Source organism: Curtobacterium sp. TC1, from assembly GCF_019844075.1.
Classification (GTDB): domain Bacteria; phylum Actinomycetota; class Actinomycetes; order Actinomycetales; family Microbacteriaceae; genus Curtobacterium.
In genome coordinates this window covers 918710-938059 of sequence record NZ_CP081964.1, presented here as the reverse complement: position 1 = coordinate 938059, position 19350 = coordinate 918710, and the positions used below count along the sequence as shown (strand labels likewise).

Genomic DNA, 19350 nt, shown 5'->3' with positions numbered 1-19350 from the left:
TTCGGCTAATGGTCTTAGCTTTTAGCTAACACACTTAGCCATGGAGGCAGTCATGCTCGAACACCTGCGCACCGACGAAGGCACCATCGCGTACGACGTCAGCGGCGACGGCCCGCTCGTCGTCCTCGCACACGGCATGGGCGACAGCCGGCACGCCTACCGGTTCCTGGTCCCCGAACTCGTCGACGCCGGCTACCGGGTGGCGAACGTCGACATCCGCGGGTGTGGCGACTCGAGCACGGGATGGGCGTCGTACCAGCGCGCCGACATCGCTCGCGACCTGGTCGCCGTCGTCCGGCACCTCGGCGGCCCCGCGGTCATCGTCGGGCAGTCGATCAGCGGCGGGGCGGCCACCATCGCCGCCGCCGATGCCCCCGACGTCGTCGCCGGCATCGTCGAGCTCGCGCCGTTCACGCGGAAGCAGTCGTTCGACCTCGGCGGCCTGCTCCGGAACCGCCGCCACCGCGCCGGCACATTCCAGCTCGCCAAGGTGATGACGACGGGGAGCCTGGCCGGCTGGCTGGCCTACCTGGACCTCGCCGTGCCGACGAAGCCGACCGACTGGACCGAGGAACTGGGCCGCATCGAGTCGACGCTGCAGCAGCCGGAGCGGATGGCGGTCCTCCGCGCGATGACGAAGACCGCACCCGCCGACGCCGGCGCCCGACTGCCGGCCGTGCGCTGCCCCGTCCTGGTGATCGAGGGTAGTGCCGACCCGGACTGGGCCGTCCCCCGCGCCGAGGGGGAGCGGGTCCTGGCCGACCTGCCCGACGGACTCGGCGAGCTGGCCGTCATCGACGGCGCGGGCCACTACCCGCACACCGAGACCCCGACCGAGGTCCTCGCGCTCGTGCTCCCCTTCCTCGGCCGCACGCTCGCGCCGGTCGGTGGCCACCGTGGCTAGGGCAGGACTCGACCCCGCCGCCGTCACCACCGCCGCGGCAGGGCTGGCCGACGAGATCGGGCTCGCACGGCTGAGCATGAGCGTCGTCGCCGAACGGCTCGGCGTGAAGTCGCCGTCGCTGTACAAGCACGTCGACGGACTCACCGACCTGACCCGCCGGATCGCGATCCTCGCCGCGAACGAACTCGGCGACGACCTGCGCGACGCGATGCAGGGGCTCGCCGGGCGCGACGCCGTCGAGGCGGCCGCGCAGACCGTCCGCCGGTACGTGCAGCGCCACCCCGGTCGGTACGAGGCGACGGTCGGGATCCGTCCCACCGGGCCGGACGACCCGTTGGCCGTGGCCCTGGAGCGCACCCTCGCCTCGTTCGCAGCAGCGCTGCGCGGCTACGGGCTCGACCCCGCCGACGAGGTGCACGCGCTCCGCCTGCTGCGCAGCGTCCTGCACGGCTTCGCGACCATCGAGACGTCCGGTGGGTTCCAGATGCGCACCGACGTCGACGCGAGCTTCGGGTGGATCATCGCGTTCCTCGACCGGGGGTTCCGCGCGACGACCGCCGCCCCCAGTCATGGTCACGATCCGGACTCCATGAACCGGTAGGGTTGTCACGAGCCAACATTCACTGTGGAAAGGTGTGCCATGCCCCTCGACGATGCAGCCCCGGGTCGCGTGCTCGCACCGGGCCAGACCTGCCGGATCCGGATCTGGCACCGAGCCGACCGCAGCGTGACCACCGTGCACGAGTCCGCCGAGCGGCTCTACGAAGCGCCGAACTGGACCACCGACGGCCGCCTCGTCCTGAACGGCGACGGGGTCCTCTGGACGATGCCGGCCGACGGCGCCGCAGCTCCGGAGCACGTCGCGATCGAGGACGTCCCGCCCCTGAACAACGACCACGTGCTCGATCCCGACGGCGTCACCGTGCACGTCAGCGCGAACGACTTCCACATCTGGAGCGCCCCGCTCGCCGGCGGCCCAGCGACCCGGGTCACCGCGGACGACGGCGGCCTGCACTTCCTGCACGGCGTCAGCCCCGACGGCTCCGAGCTCGCCTACGTCCGGCTCGACCCGTCCGGTCAGGAGGTCTGGTCATCGGGCACGATCCGGGTGATGGGCGTCGACGGCAGCGCGGACCGCGCCGTGACGACGGACCCCTCCGCGGCCGACGGCCCGGAGTGGACGCCTGACGGCGCGTGGATCCTGTTCAACACCGAGCAGTTCGAGACCACACCGGGGCACGCCCAGATCGCCCGGGTCCGTCCGGACGGCACCGGCATCGAGCAGCTCACCGTCGACGAGCACGTCAACTGGTTCCCACATCCCGCCCCGACCGACGACGCCGCCGTCTACCTGTCGTTCCCGCCCGGCACCGAAGGGCACCCGGCCGACAAGCGCGTGCGGTTGCGCCTCGTCACCGGTGACGGATCCGTCAGCGCCTGGGGACCCGAGGTCTGGCAGGCAGCCGAGACCATCGTCGAGCTCGACGGCGGGCAGGGCACCCTCAACGTCAACGGGTGGGCGCCCGACGGATCCGCCTTCGCCTTCGTCGACTACCCCACCGGAGAACCCGCATGATCGTCCACACCGTCTGCTTCACGCTCGTCCACGCCGCGGGATCCCCGCACGAGGCCGCGTTCCTCGAGACCGCCCGCGACACCCTGCCGGCGATCCCCGGCGTGCAGGACTTCACGGTGTCGCGCCAGGTGTCCACGCAGAGCGACTTCCGGTTCCAGTTCTCGATGGTGTTCGCCGACCAGGACACCTACTCGGCGTACGACGCACACCCCGCGCACCAACGCTTCGTCGCCACCCGTTGGGCGGACGAGGTCGCGTCGTTCCAGGAGTTCGACTTCGTGCCGCTGCCCGCCTGAGCGGGTGCGGGTCGCGAACGCGACCAGGTGACGGACGGGAGGCGCGGTGCCAGCTGGCACCGGGCCTCCCGTCCGTCACGCGGTGACGACCACCGCTACTGGTTGCTGAAGGCGGCGTCGAACGCAGCCTGCGGCTGCGGCCAGAGCAGGGCGCGGACGAACGCGGCCGCCTCGGCGGCGCCGTGCAGGCGGTCCATGCCGGCGTCCTCCCACTCGACGGAGATCGGGCCGGCGTAGCCGATGTGCCGGAGTGCGCGGAACGCGTCCTCCCACGGGGTGTCCCCGTGCCCGGTCGAGACGAAGTCCCATCCGCGGCGTGGGTCGCCCCACGGCAGGTGCGATCCGAGGATGCCCTGCCGGCCCGACGCAGGACGGATGCGGGTGTCCTTGCAGTCGACGTGGTGGATGCGGTCCGCGAAGTCGGTGATGAAGCCGACGGTGTCGATGCCTTGCCACGCCATGTGCGACGGGTCCCAGTTGAACCCGAAGGCCAAGCGGTGGTCGATCGCCTCGAGGGCACGCACGCTCGTCCAGTGGTCGTACGCGATCTCGGATGGGTGGACCTCGTGGGCGAAGCGGACGCCCTCGGCGTCGAACACGTCGAGGATCGGGTTCCACCGGTCCGCGAAGTCCTGGTAGCCGGCGTCGATGACGTCCTGCCCGACGGGCGGGAACATCGCGACGTACTGCCAGATGCTCGACCCGGTGAACCCGACGACGGTGTCGACGCCCATCTTCCGCGCCACGCGGGCCGCACGCTGCATGTCGGCGGCGGCGCGCTGCCGGACTCCCTCGCCGTCACCGTCGCCCCACACGGCGTCGCGCAGGATCGCGCGGTGGCGGAAGTCGATCGGGTCGTCGCAGACGGCTTGCCCTGCGAGGTGGTTCGAGATTGCCCACACCCCGAGGCCGTGGCGGTCGAGGACCTCGAGCCGGCTGCGCAGGTAGGCGTCGTCCTCGTCCGCGCGAGCGAGGTCGAGGTGGTCGCCGGACGCTGCGATCTCGAGGCCGTCGTAGCCCCACTCCGCGGCCAGGCGGGCGACCTCCTCGAAGGGCAGGTCGGCCCACTGCCCGGTGAACAGGGTGACGGGGTTGGTGGTGGTGCTCATCGTTCCTCCGTGCTGGTGCTCGTCCACCGTCCGGTCGCGGCTCCGCGCAGGACGGCGTCGACGACCTCGAGCGAGCGGACGCCGTCCTCGACGGTGGGGAGTCCCTCGGGTGTCTCGCCACGGACCGCGGCGTAGGTGTCGGCGCAGAACGCCGCGAAGGCGTCCGTCCAGCCCTGCGAGTGCCCGGCCGGTGTCCGGTTGAGCCGCGCCTGGTCGGCGGATACGGGCCCCTCGGCCCGGTGCACCGTCGTGGAACCGTGCTCGCCGCCGAACCACACGGACTCGGGGTGCTCCTGGTCGAACACGGCTGAACCCTGCGAGCCGTCGACCTCGATCCACAGGCGGTTCTTCCGGCCGGCCGCAACCTGCGAGACCACGGTGTTGGCCAGGGTGCCGTCGGCGGTGGCGAAGGTCACGACGGCGGTGTCCTCGGTGCGGACCGGGACGGTGCCGGTGCCCGCGCCGGCGCCGGTAGCGCTTCCGCTTCCGCCGAACGATGCACCGGCGGAGGTGGGATCGGGGCGCTCGGGGTAGGCGATCGACGTCCGGGCGGTCAACTCCGTGAACCGAGTTCCGGTGATGAACTCGGCCAGGTCGGTCCAGTGCGTCCCGATGTCCGCGAACGCCCGCGACGGCCCGCCCCGCTCCGGGTCGACCCGCCACGTCGAGGCGTCCGGCGACACCATCCAGTCCTGCAGGTACGAGCCGTGCAGGGTCAGCACCCGGCCGAGCGTGCCGGCGGCGACCCGGGCACGGAGCTCCCGGACCATCGGGTGGTACCGGTAGACGTAGGGGACCGTGCTCACCGTGCCGGCGGCGTGCACGGCCTCGGCGAGCCGTCGGGCGTCCGGGAGCGTCATCGCGACCGGCTTCTCGACGACGGTGTGCAGCCCGGCCGCCGTGGCGGCTAGGGCGTAGTCGACGTGGGTGTCGTTCGGCGTGCAGACGTGGACGACGTCCGGCCGGTCCGCGATCAGTTCGTCGACGGACGCGTACCCGGCCGGCACGCCCCACCGTTCGGCGGCCTGCCGGGATCGCGACGCCGACGAGCCGAGCACCCCGCCGACGACCGCGCCGGCGTCACGGGCCGCCCGGACGTGCGCGTCCGCGATCATGCCCGTCCCGATCACGGCGACGCGGAGTGCGGTCACCGGCGCTCCTCGAGGAACGCACGGAGGCCGGCGACGACGAGGTCGTGGTCCTCCGTCGAGGACAGCCCGGACGCCGTCGCCGCGGCGACCACCCCGGCTCCGCGGACCCGGATCGGGAACGACCCTCCGGTCACGGCGTACTCGGCGCCGAGCCATCCGATCGCAGCGGGATCGACCCCGGCGGCGGACAACCGGGCGTCGACGAGGGCACTCGACTGCTCCATCCGGAGCACCACCGCGGCCTTGCGGTCGATCCAGACGTGCTGGTCCGGGGTGATTCCCGGGGTGGCGGCGCGGAACAGCCCGAGGCCGGGACGTCGGATGTCGATGCCGACGGCGTGGCCGGCCTCGTGGGCGATGCCGCGGATCAGGGAACCCAGCTCCCAGGCGTCGTCGTGGGTGAAGGCGTCGAGCACGAGGTCGCGCTCCTGCTGTTCGAGGGTGGTGATGAGGTCGGACATCGTCGTCTCCTGCTCAGCCCGCGGCGATCTGCGCGCGGGCGGTGTCGATGGTCTCGAGGATCGAGATCGTCTCGTCGAGGGTGTGCAGCGGGGACTCCGTCCGCCCCTCGCCGACGAAGCGTGCCAGGGCAGTGGCCTCCCACGCCAGGGCGGCGAAGCCCCGCAGCGGTGTCGGGTCATCCCAGTGCAGGACGGGCGATCCGTGCGCGGCGGCCGAGATCGTGAAGGTCGTCGGGTTGTAGAACGGCCCGGCGAAGGCGATCGTGCCCTCGGTGCCGGCGATGGACGCGGTCGTCGGCGTCCGCGCGGCGATGGTCGTGTGCAGGACGGCCTGGGCGGCGCCGTGTTCGAGGACGAGCGAGCCGGAGGCGTCGACGCCCGACTCGGTCAGACGCCCGCGAGCCGTCACCCGCTGCGGTGCGCCGAGCACCATCGAGGCGAACTGCACGGCGTAGATGCCGAGGTCGAGCAGCGCTCCCCCGCCGAGCTCCGGACGGAACAGCCGGTGGTCCGGGCCGAACGGGATCGCCTGGCCGTGGTCGGCGAGCACGCTGCGCACCTCGCCGAGCGCTCCGTCCGCCAGCAGGGTCCGGAGCACCGAGGCCTGCGGCAGGTACCGGCTCCACATGCCCTCCATCGCGAACACCCCGGCGGCGCGTGCGGCGTCGGCGACGGTGCGGGCCTCGGCAGCCGTGACGGTGAAGGGCTTCTCGATGAGCACGTGCTTGCCGGCGGCGATCGCTGCCAGGGCCACCGCGGCGTGCTCGCTCTGCGGTGTCGCGATGTAGACCACGTCGACGTCGGGCCGGGCGACGAGGGCGTCGACACCCTCGACGGCCGCCTCGATCCCGTGCTCGGCAGCGAACGCGGATGCGCGGGGCAGTGACCGGGACGCGACGGCGACGATGCGCTGGGCGGTCGAAGCGCGCACCGCGGTGGCGAACTCGCCGGCGATCCAGCCGGGTCCGACGATCCCCCAGCCGAGGGACGGATCACCGGACGCCGTCGTGAAGAGCTCGGGTTCGGGCAGGGCGGTGGGGATCATCGTGCTCCAGTGCTCGCGGTTCCGTGGTTCGTCGTCGGGCGGTGGCGTTTGTGCTTGGCACGAGATAACATCGCCGACGTCGTCAGGTTAGCACGAGCCAAACGCGCGTCACCGATGACCGGGTTTCCGACCGGACGACGTGCACACGACCCGAGGAGGAGTCGATGTCGACAAGGCTGCCGGCGCACCCGTTCACCACCGCCACCCCGACCAACCACGTCAGCAACTGGTACCTGACCGCCCTCGGACTGGCGCAGTTCGGCATCTACGTGGCGATCCTGTCGCCGGTCTACGTCAGCATGCAGCTGAAGGCCCAGGCGCTGAACCCGGACGACCCCGCCTCGGTGATCGCCGTCGCGCTGCCGCTCGGATCACTCGGCGCGATCTTCGGCAACCCGCTGTTCGGCGCCCTGAGTGATCGAACCCGGACGCGGTGGGGGCGGCGGCGCCCGTGGCTGCTCGCCGGCATCCTGGTGCTGCTCGGCGGACTCGCCATGGTGGCCTCCTCGCCGAACGTCGGCATGCTCACCGTGGCGTGGATCGTCTGCCAGCTCGGGTCGAACGCCGCGTACTCGGCGATGATGGCCAGCTGGGCGGACAACGTCCCCGAGCTGCAACGCGGCCGGGCATCGAGCGTGATCGGGCTGGCGCAGAACCTCGCCGTGCTCGCCGGCACCTACGCCGCCGTCCTGCTGGTCGAGAACCTGCCGCTGCTGTTCATCCTGCCCGGCGTCCTCGGCGTGCTCTGCGTGCTGGTGTACGCGTTCGTCACCCCCGACCGCATCCCCGAGGTCCGACCGAAGCCGTTCTCGTGGCTCACGATCGTGCAGACCTTCTGGACGAACCCGATCACGCACCGCGACTACGGTCTGGCGTGGTGGTCGCGGTTCCTGATCATCCTCGCCACGTTCCTGTTCACGACGTTCCGGCTGTTCTACATGCAGGACCACCTCGGCATGACCGCGCAACGCGCCACCTCGGCAGTGGCGTTCGGTGTCCTGCTCTACACGATCGCGCTCATGATCGGCACGGCGTTCTCCGGCTGGCTGTCCGACCGGCTGCGCCGCCGCAAGGTCTTCGTCGGCGGCTCGACCCTGCTCTTCGGCGTGGGCCTCGTCGTGCTCGTCTACGCGCAGGACGTCACCGTGTTCTACGTCGCCGAGGTGATCATGGGCTTCGCCTACGGCATCTACGTGGCCGTCGACAACGCCCTGGTGGTCGATGTCCTGCCCGACAAGGACAAGCCCGGCAAGGACCTCGGCGTCATGAACATCGCGAACTCCCTGCCGCAGTCCTTCGCGCCGGCACTCGGTGCCTTGCTGCTCGGGGTCGGCGCTGGTGACAACTACCCGGTGCTGCTCTGGGGCGCCGGCATCGTGGCACTCGTCGGCGCACTCGTCGTGATCCCGATCCGCAGCGTGCGCTGAGCGGCAGCCACCCCGACCCGGAACGACGTGGTCGACGTCGCACGACGTCCACCACGTCGTTCCGGCTCGACGCTCGACGCTCAGCGCTCGGCAGGACCCGTCGACGCACGCACCACGAAGCGGGTCGGTGTCGCGACACGACGACGCTCGCCACCCTCACCCGAGGTCCGGTCGAGCACGGCGGCGAGCGCTGCATCCACCGTCGCTTCGACGTCCTGGTGCACCGACGTCAGGCGGTGGTAGCTGAGCGACGCGAGGTAGCTGTCGTCGAAGCCGACCACCGACACCCGCCGCGGCACGTCGACCCCGTGCTGCGCGAAGACGGCGAGCAGGCCCGTGGCGCACTGGTCACCACAGCAGACCACGGCGGTGGGCAGGGTGTCGCGGGCGACGAGCGTGCGGGCGGCCGCGGCGCCACCCTCTTCGCTGAAGCCGCTGGGGACGACGTCGGTCTCGGCTGCGAGTCCGGCGCCCTGCATCGCGGCACGGTAGGCGGTCGCACGATCGAGGCCGACCAGCCCGTCCTCGCCACCGACGTAGGCGATGCGGCGGTGACCGAGACCGACCAGGTGCTCGACCGCGGCGCGGAGTCCACCGGCCTCGTCCACGTGCACGTTGTCGGCGTACGGGGCGTCCGTCCACTCGCCGAGGAGCACGACCGGCACGAGGCGGCTCGCCTCCTCGAGCGCGGTCGCGTCGGGGTCGGGGTTGAACACGACGAGGGCCTCGACGCGTTCGCCGAGCAGGTCGGCCACCACCTGGTCCGTGGAGCGCTCTGCGCCGGCGGGCCCGAGGGCGACACCGAAGCCCTGCTCGGCGGCACGGGCGAAGAGCCGTTCGACGAACCGGACCTGGAACGGGTTGCGCATGCTGAAGACCGCACCGATGAGCCGCGTGCGGCCTTCGCGGAGCAGCCGGGCCGAGGTGTGCGGGCGGTAGCCGAGCTCAGCGGCCGCGGCGAGGATCCGGTCGCGGGACTCCGCACTGGGACCGGGGGCCCCGCGGAGCACGAGCGAGACGAGCTGCCGGGACATCCCGACGTGCTCGGCGACGTCACGCATCGTCGGCAGGCGGCCGCCGGTGGGGCGCCGCTCCGGCAGGTCGTCGGTCCCCGTCGTCACCCGGCTAGTCTGGCACGTGCGCAGGACGCGTAGGCTGGGATGGCACGAGCCAATCCCTGCGAGAGGACGACGATGACCCTGACGCTGCCCACCCCGGTCCTACCCGACCCCGACGCCGTGCCGGCCCTGCGGTGGGGCGTGATCGGCACCGGCATCGCCGGCAAGTTCGTCACCGCGATCCACCGGCACACGCCGCAGCGCGCGGTCGCCGTGACCGCCCGTGACGCCGCGAAGACCAGCGCGTTCGCCGCAGAGCACGGCATCGACCGGACCGTGTCGAGCGTCGAGGCACTCGTGACCGACCCCGAGGTCGACGTCGTCTACGTCGCCACCCCGCACCCGCTGCACCGCGAGCAGGCCCTCGCTGCGATCGCCGCCGGGAAGCACGTCCTGATCGAGAAGCCGATCGCGATGTCCGCTGCCGAGGCGCAGGAGATCACCGGTGCGGGACGGGCCGCCGGCGTGCTCGTCATGGAGGCGATGTGGACGCGGTACCTGCCGCAGTCGGACATCATGCGGCGACTGCTCACCGACGGCACGATCGGCACCGTCCGGCTCGTGACCGCCGACTTCGGGTTCGTGATGCCGTACGACCCGGGGCACCGCCTGTGGGCGCCGGAGCTCGGCGGCGGCGCGCTGCTGGACGCCGGCGTCTACCCGATCTCGTTCGCCGCCTCGGTTCTCGGCTCCCCCGACCGCGTGCTGGTCGAAGGGGCGAGCGGTCCGGGCGGCGTCGACGTGCGCGCAGACCTGCTGCTCTCGTACGCGGGCGGAGCCCGGTCGATGCTGTCGACGTCGCTCGAGACCGCGCTGCCCGTGCGAGCCTCGGTCGTCGGCACCGAGGGACGCATCGACATCGGCAGCCCGTTCTTCGGGCCCTCGTCGATCACCGCGGTTCGTGGGAACTTCGCGGCGTCGGAGTCCGCGACCTGGACGGACCAGCGACTCGAGGTGCTGCATGACGGGCTCGCCTACCAGGCCACCGCACTCGCGTCCTTCGCGGCCGAGGGGCGGATCGAGTCGCCGGTGCACACGCACGACGATGTCGTCGGCGTGATGCGGGTCATCGACACGGCCCGGGCAGCGATCGCTGCGGCCCCGTGACGGTCAGGTGAGCCCGACGTTCCGCAGCCACCGGTCGACGTCGTCTCCGGCAGCGCGCTCGCGGACGTCTTCACCGCGCACTGCGAGCCCCTCGACGAGCATCGCCCCGGTGTCGATGTCGCGGTAGAAGGACTCAGTGGAGCCCAGACCGGTCACCGCGTACGTGACGACCGGCAGCAGCCGCTTGCCGGACAGGTCGACGGCCTCGACGAAGGTCGCCATGATCATCGGCGGCTGGACGTTCCAGATCGGGCTCCCGAGCAGCACCGTGTCGTAGGCGCGCAGATCGGGCAGTTCGCTCGCGATCTCCGGACGGGCGTCGTCGTCCTGCTCCGTGCTGTTGCGTGCCACGGTGGCGTCGTAGCGGTCGGAGTAGGGGTCGGCGGCCTCGATACGGACGACGTCGCAGTCGATCCGGTCACCGATCAGACCGGCGAGGACCTCGGTGTTGCCCGTGTCGATGGTGCGCCGGCCGCCGTTCCAGTAGTTCTCCCCGGGTCGCGAGAAGTACGCCAGCAGGACGCGGTCGTCGCGCGCGGTCGGGGACACGGTGCTCCTCGGGGTGGTGGACGGAGTGGGCGCGGTGGTGCACGCGGCCAGCAGCCCACCCACGGCCACACTGAGCGTGCTTGCCGTGGCGGTCCGCAGCACCTGGCGGCGGGTGGGCTGCTGGCCGGGCATGCAGATCAGGCTTCGGCGCGGCCGGTGAGCCAGCGGACCATGTCGGGGTCGACGTGGGAGAAGAACTGCGACTCGCCTGCCTCGAGCTCGGCGATCGTCGCCATCTGCTCGTCGGTGAGCTCGAAGTCGACGACGTCGAGGTTCTGCTGCATGCGCTCGGGCTTGACGGACTTCGACACGACCACGACGCCGCGCTGCACGAGCCACCGGAGCACGACCTGCGCGACCGACTTGCCGTGCGCCGCACCGATCTCGGACAGGACCGGGTTGGTGAACAGGTCGTTCTTGCCCTCGGCGAACGGCGCCCATGCCTCGAGCTGCACGCCCTCGCCCCGCAAGAGTTCCTGGTAGTCGGCCTGCTGGTGGAACGGGTTCGTCTCCATCTGGTTCACCGCGGGCACGACGTCGGCGAACGCGATGAGGTCCACGAGTCGGTCGGCGGCGAAGTTGGACACGCCGATTGCGCGGAGCCGGCCGTCTCGGTGCGCCGTTTCGAGGGCACGCCACTCGCCGTAGTAGTCACCGAATGGCTGGTGGATCAGGTACAGGTCGAGGTAGTCCAGGCCGAGCTTCTGCAACGACGTGGTGATCGCATCACGGGCGCCGTCCTCGCCGCGGTGCTGGATCCACAGCTTCGAGGTGATGAACAGCTCCTCGCGGGGCACACCGCTGGCGGCGATGCCACGGCCGACGGCTTCCTCGTTGCCGTACGAGGCGGCGGTGTCGATCAGGCGGTAGCCGGCCGTGATCGCAGCGGTGACGGCCTGCTCGGTCTCGTCGGCGGGGATCTGGTACACACCGAAGCCGAGCTGCGGCATCGTCGTACCGGTGTTGAGGGTCACTGTGGGAGTCGTCTTCGCCATGACTCCCATGAGACTCCCGCGGCGGCGTCCGTGGGAGGGCGGGCTCTTCCGTGTACCAGCAGTCACTCCTTCGCGACAGCGCGTCGACGTACGGTGAGGGGCATGGACAACCAGGCCGAGGTCAGTGACTTCCTCCGCACCCGGCGTGCTCGCATCACGCCCGAGCAGGCCGGCCTCATCAGCGGCGGTCGGCGACGCGTCCCCGGGCTCCGTCGCGAGGAGGTCGCGATGCTCGCGGGGACGAGCATCGACTACTACGCAAAGATCGAGCGCGGGAACCTCTCCGGGGTGTCGACCGAGATCCTCGAGGCGATCGCCCGTGCGCTGCAACTGGACGACGCCGAGACCGAGCACCTGCACGACCTCACCCGCGGCGCGGCTCCGGCCCCGATCCGTCGGCGGACCACCACGCCGGAGCCAGTCGTGCGTCCGAGTCTGCAACGCTTCCTCGACACGGTCACCGGGACACCGACGTGGGTGCGGAACCGGCAGATGGACATCGTCGCGACGAACCCGCTCGGCCGGGCGCTCCTGGCACCGGTCCTCGACGCCCCGGGTGCGCAGGGCAACAACGCACGCTTCACGTTCCTCGACCCCGCGGCCCGGACCTTCTACCCGGACTGGGTGGCGGGCGCGAACAGCATCGTCGCGACGCTCCGACAGACTGCCGGACAACACCCGCACGACAAGGACCTCACCGGACTCATCGGGGAGCTCGTGACCCGGTCCGACGAGTTTCGGGCCCGCTGGGCTGCCCACGACGTGCGGTTCCACCGCACCGGTGCGAAGCGGATCCACCACCCCGACGTCGGCGACCTCGAGTTCACGTACGAGGCGTTCGACCTGCCCGACAGTCCCGGGTGGACCATGTACGCCTGCACGGCGACAGCCGGGTCGCCCAACGGAGAACGCCTCACCCTGCTCGGCAGCCTGTCGGCGACCTCGGCAACGAGCTGACGTGGGTACCGTCACTCCCGTGCCCGGTCCTTGCCTCATCCACCACCTCGGGGTCTTCGCCAGCGACTTCGCCGCGAGCGAGGCGTTCTACACGGCAGCACTCGCGCCACTGGGGGTCGAGGCGGGCTACCGCACCGAGTCCGTCGCCGAGTACTGGACCACCGGCCAGGACACCCCGAGCGTCTCGCTCGAGACCGCACCCACGACGGCGGCGGTGACCCGTGGTCTGCACCTGGCGTTCGAGGCGGCGAGCCGCACCGAGGTCGATGCGTTCCACCGGGCGGCCGTCGCGTCCGGCTGGCTCTCGCGCCACGAGCCTCGGTACTGGCCCGAGTACCGCGCCTACACGGCGTTCGTGAGCGACCCCGACGGCAACAACGTCGAGGCGCTCGTCAAGGAGCACTGAGCGCGGCGACGCCGCCCGTCGGTTCCCTCAGCGTGTCTGCAGGCGACCGTTCGCCGACTCGGCGGCGTCGGTCATGCGCCGCAGGAACGCCAGGACGACCCGCGTCTCCTCCGGATCGGCATCTCGCACCGTCGCGGCGATCTCGGCGCCGGAGAACGCGAGGAACCGCCCGCTCTCCGCACGCGCGGACTCGGTCGGGCGCAGGGTCACCCGACGGCGGTCGGTGCTCTCGCGGTGTCGTTCGACGTGGCCGGCAGCCTCGAGGCGGTCGAGCAGGACCGACGTGGCACCGGATGTCATGCCGATCCGGCGCGCCAGCTGCGCGGGCGAGAGCGGTTCACCAGCCTGGTCCGCCCACACGATCTGTCCGAGCGCGTTCGCGTCCGAACCCGGCAGCCCGATCCAGGACGACAGGTGCCGCTGGAGCTCGTCGAACGTGACGGCCCAGTCGCGCAGCGCGTGCATGACGGCCACCTCGTCGTCGGACCACGCCGTGGTGAGGGGGTCGATGTCGGGCATCCAGGTTCCTTTACTGTGCAGTTGCTTTACTGTAAAGCATGACCTCACAGCACGCAGTGATCTCCGGAGCCAGCATCGCAGGCCTGTCCGCCGCATGGTGGCTGCGCCACGTCGGGTGGCGGGTGACGGTGATCGAACGCGCGCCGGCCTTCCGCGACGGCGGGCAGAACGTCGACGTCCGCGGGGTCGCCCGCGACGTGCTCGACCGCATGGGTCTGGTCGATGCGATCCGCGCACGGAACACGACCGAGACGGGGACGGTGATCGTCCGCCGTGACGGCACCGTCCGGTCCGAGCTGCCCTCGGACGGCCCGGACGGTGCGACGGCCGAACTCGAGGTGCTGCGCGGTGACTTCGCCCGGGTACTCCTCGACGACCTGCCCGACGACGTCGACATCGTCTACGGCGAGACGATCGAGCAGGTGGACGACGCGCCCGGGTCCGGGCGCGCTTCCGTCACCACCGACGCCGGTCGGGTGCTCGACGCGGACCTGGTCGTCGTCGCCGAGGGTGTCCGGTCACGCACCCGCGACCGGCTCTTCGCTGCGGAGGGCGAGGTCGACGAGCGCGACCTCGGGGTGACCATGGTCTTCGGGACGATCCCGCGCACGCCGTCCGACGACGACCGGTGGCGCTGGTACAACGCCGTCGGCGGCCGTCAGGTCCACCTGCGCCCGGACCCGTACGGCACGACCCGGGCGATCCTGGCCTACGCCGGCGGCGACGACCTGGTCGGCCGCTCGCGGTCGGAGGCCCTGGCGACACTGCGGACCCGTTACGCCGACGCCGGCTGGCAGACCGAGCGCGTGCTCGACGGGTTCGACGACTCGGACGACGTCTACCTGGACGAGCTGACCCAGATCCGGATGCCGCGCTGGCACCGCGGCCGTGTGTGCGTGATCGGCGATGCGGCCTGGTGCGTGACGCCGATGGGCGGCGGTGGCGCCTCCCTCGCACTCACGAGCGGGTACGTGCTGGCAGCGTCGGTCACGGCGGACGAGGACCTCGACCGCGCACTCGGTGCCTTCGACACGTGGATGCGCCCCCTCGTCGACACGATCCAGGGCATCCCGAGGGGCATCGTGCACTTCGCGTACCCCCAGACCCGGCTCGGGCTCGCCGCCCGGGGTGTGGCGGACAAGGTGCTGCTGTCGGCGCTCTTCCGACCACTGGCAGCACGGCTGACCCGGGTCGCCGACAGCGATCGCCCTCTGCCACCGCTGCACGGAGCCACGCAGCAGGGTCGGCGGTAGCACTGCCGAAGCCGGCGGACCGTGCGACCTGATCCGACCGCACGGTCCGCCGGCCCGCCATCACGGCGTCGGATCACCCGACCTCCCACTCGACGACCCGCGGGTCGCCCAGCGTGACCTCGTGCACCGGCCCGGTCACCGCGACCGTCGCGCGCTCCGTCGCGGAGCCGGGGACGGGTTGTCGGGCCGGCCCACCACCGGACGCGACGATCCCGCCTGCCGGCACCGGGCCTCCCGGTCGTGACGCCGCCGCGTGGGACGCGACCCAGACCTGCACGTCCCCGGGTTCCACGACCTTGCGCATCCGCCGGTCGGTGAACGCGAACCGCTGGACGGGCACCCGGAAGCGGACCCGCGTGGACTCCCCCGCGGCGAGCGCGACGCGCGCGTAGCCGAGCAGCTGGACCTCGGGTCGGGTGACGCTGCCGTGCACGTCGTGGCCGTAGAGCTGGACGACGTCCTCGCCGTCGCGGGAACCGGTGTTGCGGACGGTCACGGACGCCTCGAACCCGGCGTCGGAACGGACGGACGCGTCGACGACCAGGTCGTCGTACGCGAACGACGTGTAGCCGAGGCCGAAGCCGAACGGACGGACCGGGGTCGAGTCGGCGGCGGTGACGTCGGACGGGCCGCCGAGCCGGGGGTGCAGGTACGTGTACGGCTGCGCGCCGGCGGCCCGCGGGAGCGAGACGGGCAGGCGGCCGGACGGCGAGGCGGCGCCGGTGAGCAGGTCGGCGATGGCGGTGCCGCCCTCCTCGCCGGGGAAGAAGGCCTGCACGACGGCGGCGGGACGGAGCGAACCGCCGGCACCGTGGTCGGCCCCGGCGACGCCGTCGCCGTCGCCGTCGAGCGCCCACCCGATCGCGTACGGCCGCCCGGTGAGCAGCACCATCACGGTGGGGGTGCCGGAGGCGACGACCGCCTCGACGAGCTCGCGCTGCACACCCGGCAGGTCGAGCGACTCGGTGTCGTTCCCCTCGCCGACCGTGCCGCGGCCGAACAGTCCGGCCTGGTCGCCGACGACGACGACCGCGACGTCGGACGCGGCGGCCACGGCGACGGCGTCGTCGAACCCGGCACGGTCGGACCCGGTGACGGCGCAGCCCGCGGCGAAGCGCACGGCGTCCTCGCCGAGGGCGTCGACCATCGCCTCGCGCACGGTCGGGATGGCGAAGCCGAGCGGCAGGTCGGGGTGCGAGGCGAGCACGTGGTTCGCGAAGGAGTAGCAGCCCTGCAGCGCCTCGGCGCGGTCGGCGTTCGGGCCGATGACGGCGACGGACGCACCGGCGCGCAGCGGCAGGACCGGCGCGGCGCTGCCGGTGCCAGCCGCGTCGCGCGAGTCGTTCGACAGCAGTACCAGCGACCGCGCCGCCAGCTGCTTCGCCAGCGACCGGTGCAGCGGGGTGTCCAGGTCGATCCCGGTCGGCGGTTCGTCCTCGAACGCCTGCGGGTCGAGCAGGCCCAGGCGCTCCTTCTGCCGCAGCACCCGCAGGACGGCGCGGTCGACCAGTGCCTCGTCGAGCAGTCCGGACCGGACCCGCTCGACGAGCGGCGCCAGGTACGCGTCACCCGTCGGCAGCTCGACGTCGATGCCGGCCTCGAGTGCCAGCGCCGCAGCCTCGCCACGATCGGCGGCGATGCCGTGCATGACCTCGAGGAACGCGACCGAGAAGTAGTCCGCGACGACGGTGCCGTCGAACCCGAGCTCGTCACGCAGCAGGCCGGTCAGCAGTTCGCCGTTCGCCGCGACGGGGACGCCGTCGATCTCGGCGTACGAGTTCATGACGCTCCGGGCGCCACCGTCGCGCAGCGCCATCACGAACGGCGGCAGGTACACGTCGGCGACCTCGCGGGGTCCGGCGTGCACCGGCGCGTGGTTCCGCCCCGCCTGGGACGCCGAGTACCCGAGGAAGTGCTTGAGGGTCGCGTCGACGCCAGCCGACTGCAGGCCGCGCACGTACGCGGTCCCCACGGTGCCGACCAGGTACGGGTCCTCGCCGATGCACTCGTCGACCCGACCCCAGCGGGGGTCGCGGACCACGTCGAGGACCGGCGCGAGTCCCTGGTGGACGCCGAGCTGCCGCATCGACGCGCCGATGGCGGCGCCGACCTGCTCGACCAGGTCCGGGTCGAAGGCCGCACCCCATGCCAGCGGGGTGGGGAACGTCGCGGCCTTCCAGGCGGCGAGCCCGGTCAGGCACTCCTCGTGCACGAGCGCGGGGATCCCGAGTCGGGTCTCGCGCGTGAGCCGCCGCTGTTCCGCCCAGAGCCACGCCGCGCGGTCGTCGGGTTCGACCGGTCGGGTGCCGTAGACGCGGGTGAACTGGCCGATGCCGTCGCGGGTGATGTCCGCCAGCGTGCGGCCGTCGGCGGCCGCCGCCATCTCACCCTGCATGGGTGCGACGACGCCGTCCTGGTCGAGCCAGTAGCCGACGAGCTGCGCCGCCTTCTCGTCGAGGGTCATGGCGGCCAGCAGGGTGGTCGCGCGGTCGGGTCCGGCAGCGTCGGTCGCCCCGTGGTCGTCCTGGAGGCGCGGCTGGCCTCCGGTGGGCCGGGTCGCGTCCGTCGTCGTCACCCCTTCACCGCCCCGGTCAGCCCGCCGACGATGCGGCGTTGGAAGATGGTGAAGAACACCAGTGCCGGGATCATCGACATCGACGTGAACGCCAGCACCTTGGCCGTGTCGACCGAGTACTGCGACGAGAACGCCTGCACGCCGAGCGGCAGCGTGTAGCTCCCCTCGTTGTTCAGGATGAACAGCGGCAGGATGTAGCTGTTCCAGCTCGCGATGAACGCCAGGATGCCGACCGTGACGACGCCCGGCAGCGACAGCGGCACGACCATGCGGAAGAAGAACCCGAGGCGGCTGGCGCCGTCGATCGACGCCGCCTCTTCGAGCTCGTCCGGGATCGCCCGCAGGAACGGCACCAGGATGATGACCGTCGTCGGCAGGGCGAAGGCGATCTGCGGCAGGATCACGCCGGCCAGGCTGTTCGTCAGACCGAGGTCCTTCACGAGCAGGTACAGCGGCGTGATCGCGACGGTGATCGGGAACATCAGGCCGGCGGCGAACAGCGCGTACAGCGCACCGCGTCCGGCGAACCGGTAGCGGGCGAGCACGAAGCTCACCATGAGGCCGAGCACCACGACGCCCGCGGTGGTCGTCACGGCGCTGATCGTCGAGTTGGCGAGCTGCTGCCAGAAGATGCCGCTCGACAGCACCGAGCCGTAGTTGCCCAGCTCGAACGGTGCCGGCAGCCCGGCGGGGCTCGTGGTGATCTGCGAGTTCGTCCGGAAGCCGCCCAGCACGATGTACAGCACCGGGGCGAGGTTCGCGGCGACGAACAGGATCGCCACCAGGTAGGTGAGCGGGTTCGCGCGGCCGATGGCGGCACTGGACCGCCGCTCCCGCGTGGCCCGCCGCCCGGGGGCGACGATGCTCGTGGTGGCCATCAGTTCTTCCTCTCGGTGAGTGCACCCGCGGTGTCGCGGCGGAGCACGAAGCGCTGGTAGATCAGGGCGACGGCGAGCGAGATCACGAACATGACCACGGCCACGGCGCTGCCGAACCCGAAGTTGCCCGACGTGCGGCCGTTGGCGACCATGTACGTCGCCATCGTCGAGGTGCCGGCGGTCGACGAGATGTACTGGCCCCAGATGATGTAGACGAGGTCGAACAGCTGCAGTGAGCCGATGATCGACAGGAACGCCCAGATCCGGATCGTCGGGCCGAGCAGCGGCAGGGTGATCCGCCGCTGGATCTGCCAGTAGCCGGCGCCGTCGATGGCCGCCGCCTCGAAGAGCTCCTCGGGGATGCTCTGCAGGCCGGCCAGGAACAGGATCACCGCGAAGCCGATGTACTTCCACGAGATGATGACGAGCAGCGTCCAGATGGCGATGTCCGGGTTGGACAGCCAGTCCGCCCGCAGCCCGCCGAGGCCCATGCCCTGCAGCAGGTCGTTCACCGCACCGTTCGACTGCAGCATCAGGCTCCAGCCGGTGCCGACGATCACCTCGGAGATGACGTACGGCACGAACACGAGCACCCGGACGAGTCCGCGACCGTGCATCTTCTGGTTGAGCAGCAGCGCGAGCACGATGGCGATCGGCCCCTGCAGCACCAGCGACAGCACGACGATGAAGCCGTTGTGCATCAGGACCGCGTGGAACGCCTTGTCCTGGAAGATAATCAGGTAGTTCTGCAGCCCCACGAAGTCGGTGGGCGGGCCGTAGCCCTGCCACTTGAAGAACCCGTAGTAGGCGGCCAGCACCACGGGCAGGATCACGAAGGTGACGAAGACGATGACCGCGGGGCCGGCGAGCACCGCGATCTCGACGCGCTTCCGCCAGTCCGCGATGCAGCGCGTGGACCGCCGTCCGGCGGGGAGCGGCGTACCACTCCCCGCCGGGGACGTCCCCGCGGCCGTGTCCGACCCGGTGGTCGGGGTCGTGCCGAGCGAGGTGTCGAGGGTCATGG

Annotated in this window: 20 protein-coding genes; 9 read left to right on the top strand and 11 right to left on the bottom strand. The window is 71.6% G+C overall.

The window, feature by feature from the left end; all coding sequences use genetic code 11:
- The first annotated feature begins 52 nt into the window (after positions 1 to 52).
- From KZI27_RS05610 to KZI27_RS05595, 4 genes are read left to right on the top strand one after another with little or no spacing between them, the layout of a single operon-like run.
- A complete protein-coding gene (locus KZI27_RS05610; RefSeq protein WP_222659785.1) occupies positions 53 to 904 on the top strand; it encodes an alpha/beta fold hydrolase in 852 nt (283 codons plus the stop codon).
- Positions 897 to 1505 (top strand): TetR/AcrR family transcriptional regulator, encoded by a 609-nt coding sequence (locus KZI27_RS05605; RefSeq protein WP_222659783.1) that lies wholly within the window; start codon positions 897 to 899, stop codon positions 1503 to 1505. Before KZI27_RS05610 ends, KZI27_RS05605 begins: the two co-directional genes overlap by 8 nt.
- 39 nt (positions 1506 to 1544) lie before the next feature.
- Positions 1545 to 2480 carry a TolB family protein gene (locus KZI27_RS05600; protein WP_111084867.1) on the top strand — a complete coding sequence of 312 codons (936 nt, stop codon included), beginning with the start codon at positions 1545 to 1547 and terminating at the stop codon, positions 2478 to 2480.
- Entirely contained in the window at positions 2477 to 2776 is a 300-nt protein-coding gene (locus tag KZI27_RS05595; RefSeq protein WP_111084868.1) for a Dabb family protein, read from the top strand. The genes KZI27_RS05600 and KZI27_RS05595 overlap by 4 nt, the downstream gene beginning before the upstream one ends.
- Positions 2777 to 2871: 95 nt before the next feature.
- Here the strand turns inward: KZI27_RS05595 and KZI27_RS05590 are convergent, their stop codons facing one another.
- The 4 genes from KZI27_RS05590 to KZI27_RS05575 are packed head-to-tail and all read right to left on the bottom strand — an operon-like array spanning position 2872 to position 6542.
- Positions 2872 to 3885 (bottom strand): sugar phosphate isomerase/epimerase family protein, encoded by a 1014-nt coding sequence (locus KZI27_RS05590; protein WP_222659781.1) that lies wholly within the window; start codon positions 3883 to 3885, stop codon positions 2872 to 2874.
- On the bottom strand, positions 3882 to 5036 hold the full coding sequence (locus KZI27_RS05585; protein ID WP_258373226.1) for a Gfo/Idh/MocA family protein: 1155 nt from the start codon (positions 5034 to 5036) through the stop codon (positions 3882 to 3884). The genes KZI27_RS05590 and KZI27_RS05585 overlap by 4 nt, the downstream gene beginning before the upstream one ends.
- Positions 5033 to 5497, bottom strand: a complete 465-nt coding sequence (locus tag KZI27_RS05580) for a heme-degrading domain-containing protein (protein WP_111084870.1) — start codon at positions 5495 to 5497, stop codon at positions 5033 to 5035. The genes KZI27_RS05585 and KZI27_RS05580 overlap by 4 nt, the downstream gene beginning before the upstream one ends.
- Positions 5498 to 5510: 13 nt before the next feature.
- Complete coding sequence (locus tag KZI27_RS05575; RefSeq protein ID WP_222659779.1) at positions 5511 to 6542, bottom strand: Gfo/Idh/MocA family protein; 1032 nt, start codon at positions 6540 to 6542, stop codon at positions 5511 to 5513.
- Positions 6543 to 6706: 164 nt separating this feature from the next.
- Between KZI27_RS05575 and KZI27_RS05570 the strand changes: the two genes are divergently transcribed.
- On the top strand, positions 6707 to 7969 hold the full coding sequence (locus tag KZI27_RS05570; protein ID WP_111084872.1) for an MFS transporter: 1263 nt from the start codon (positions 6707 to 6709) through the stop codon (positions 7967 to 7969).
- Positions 7970 to 8049: 80 nt separating this feature from the next.
- Here the strand turns inward: KZI27_RS05570 and KZI27_RS05565 are convergent, their stop codons facing one another.
- On the bottom strand, positions 8050 to 9090 hold the full coding sequence (locus tag KZI27_RS05565) for a LacI family DNA-binding transcriptional regulator (protein WP_222659778.1): 1041 nt from the start codon (positions 9088 to 9090) through the stop codon (positions 8050 to 8052).
- Positions 9091 to 9162: 72 nt separating this feature from the next.
- On the opposite strand from KZI27_RS05565, the gene KZI27_RS05560 reads away from it, so the two are divergent.
- Positions 9163 to 10194 carry a Gfo/Idh/MocA family protein gene (locus KZI27_RS05560; protein WP_222659776.1) on the top strand — a complete coding sequence of 344 codons (1032 nt, stop codon included), beginning with the start codon at positions 9163 to 9165 and terminating at the stop codon, positions 10192 to 10194.
- A 3-nt stretch (positions 10195 to 10197) separates the two neighbouring features.
- On the opposite strand, the gene KZI27_RS05555 is transcribed toward KZI27_RS05560, so the two are convergent.
- Both KZI27_RS05555 and KZI27_RS05550 read right to left on the bottom strand, forming a co-directional pair.
- Positions 10198 to 10875, bottom strand: a complete 678-nt coding sequence (locus tag KZI27_RS05555; RefSeq protein WP_222659774.1) for a flavodoxin — start codon at positions 10873 to 10875, stop codon at positions 10198 to 10200.
- 5 nt (positions 10876 to 10880) lie between these two features.
- Positions 10881 to 11738, bottom strand: a complete 858-nt coding sequence (locus KZI27_RS05550; RefSeq protein WP_222659772.1) for an aldo/keto reductase — start codon at positions 11736 to 11738, stop codon at positions 10881 to 10883.
- Positions 11739 to 11840: 102 nt separating this feature from the next.
- Between KZI27_RS05550 and KZI27_RS05545 the strand changes: the two genes are divergently transcribed.
- Both KZI27_RS05545 and KZI27_RS05540 read left to right on the top strand, forming a co-directional pair.
- Positions 11841 to 12695, top strand: coding sequence for a helix-turn-helix transcriptional regulator (locus KZI27_RS05545; protein ID WP_222659770.1), 855 nt, complete (start codon positions 11841 to 11843; stop codon positions 12693 to 12695).
- 19 nt (positions 12696 to 12714) lie between these two features.
- The gene (locus KZI27_RS05540; protein ID WP_222659768.1) at positions 12715 to 13101 is read left to right on the top strand and encodes a VOC family protein; all 387 of its coding nucleotides are present in this window, start codon (positions 12715 to 12717) and stop codon (positions 13099 to 13101) included.
- A 27-nt stretch (positions 13102 to 13128) separates the two neighbouring features.
- On the opposite strand, the gene KZI27_RS05535 is transcribed toward KZI27_RS05540, so the two are convergent.
- Positions 13129 to 13620, bottom strand: coding sequence for a MarR family winged helix-turn-helix transcriptional regulator (locus KZI27_RS05535; RefSeq protein ID WP_222659766.1), 492 nt, complete (start codon positions 13618 to 13620; stop codon positions 13129 to 13131).
- Positions 13621 to 13658: 38 nt separating this feature from the next.
- Between KZI27_RS05535 and KZI27_RS05530 the strand changes: the two genes are divergently transcribed.
- Positions 13659 to 14873 carry an FAD-dependent monooxygenase gene (locus KZI27_RS05530; RefSeq protein ID WP_222659764.1) on the top strand — a complete coding sequence of 405 codons (1215 nt, stop codon included), beginning with the start codon at positions 13659 to 13661 and terminating at the stop codon, positions 14871 to 14873.
- Positions 14874 to 14946: 73 nt separating this feature from the next.
- Here KZI27_RS05530 and KZI27_RS05525 read toward each other — a convergent pair whose 3' ends face one another.
- Genes KZI27_RS05525 through KZI27_RS05515 form a run of 3 tightly spaced genes read right to left on the bottom strand, consistent with a single transcriptional unit; the run spans position 14947 to position 19348 of the window.
- Positions 14947 to 17448 carry a glycoside hydrolase family 3 N-terminal domain-containing protein gene (locus KZI27_RS05525; protein WP_410004021.1) on the bottom strand — a complete coding sequence of 834 codons (2502 nt, stop codon included), beginning with the start codon at positions 17446 to 17448 and terminating at the stop codon, positions 14947 to 14949.
- The gene (locus KZI27_RS05520) at positions 17445 to 18326 is read right to left on the bottom strand and encodes a carbohydrate ABC transporter permease (RefSeq protein WP_123313217.1); all 882 of its coding nucleotides are present in this window, start codon (positions 18324 to 18326) and stop codon (positions 17445 to 17447) included. The genes KZI27_RS05525 and KZI27_RS05520 overlap by 4 nt, the downstream gene beginning before the upstream one ends.
- Positions 18326 to 19348, bottom strand: coding sequence for a carbohydrate ABC transporter permease (locus tag KZI27_RS05515; RefSeq protein WP_222659763.1), 1023 nt, complete (start codon positions 19346 to 19348; stop codon positions 18326 to 18328). The genes KZI27_RS05520 and KZI27_RS05515 overlap by 1 nt, the downstream gene beginning before the upstream one ends.
- Positions 19349 to 19350 lie beyond the last annotated feature (2 nt).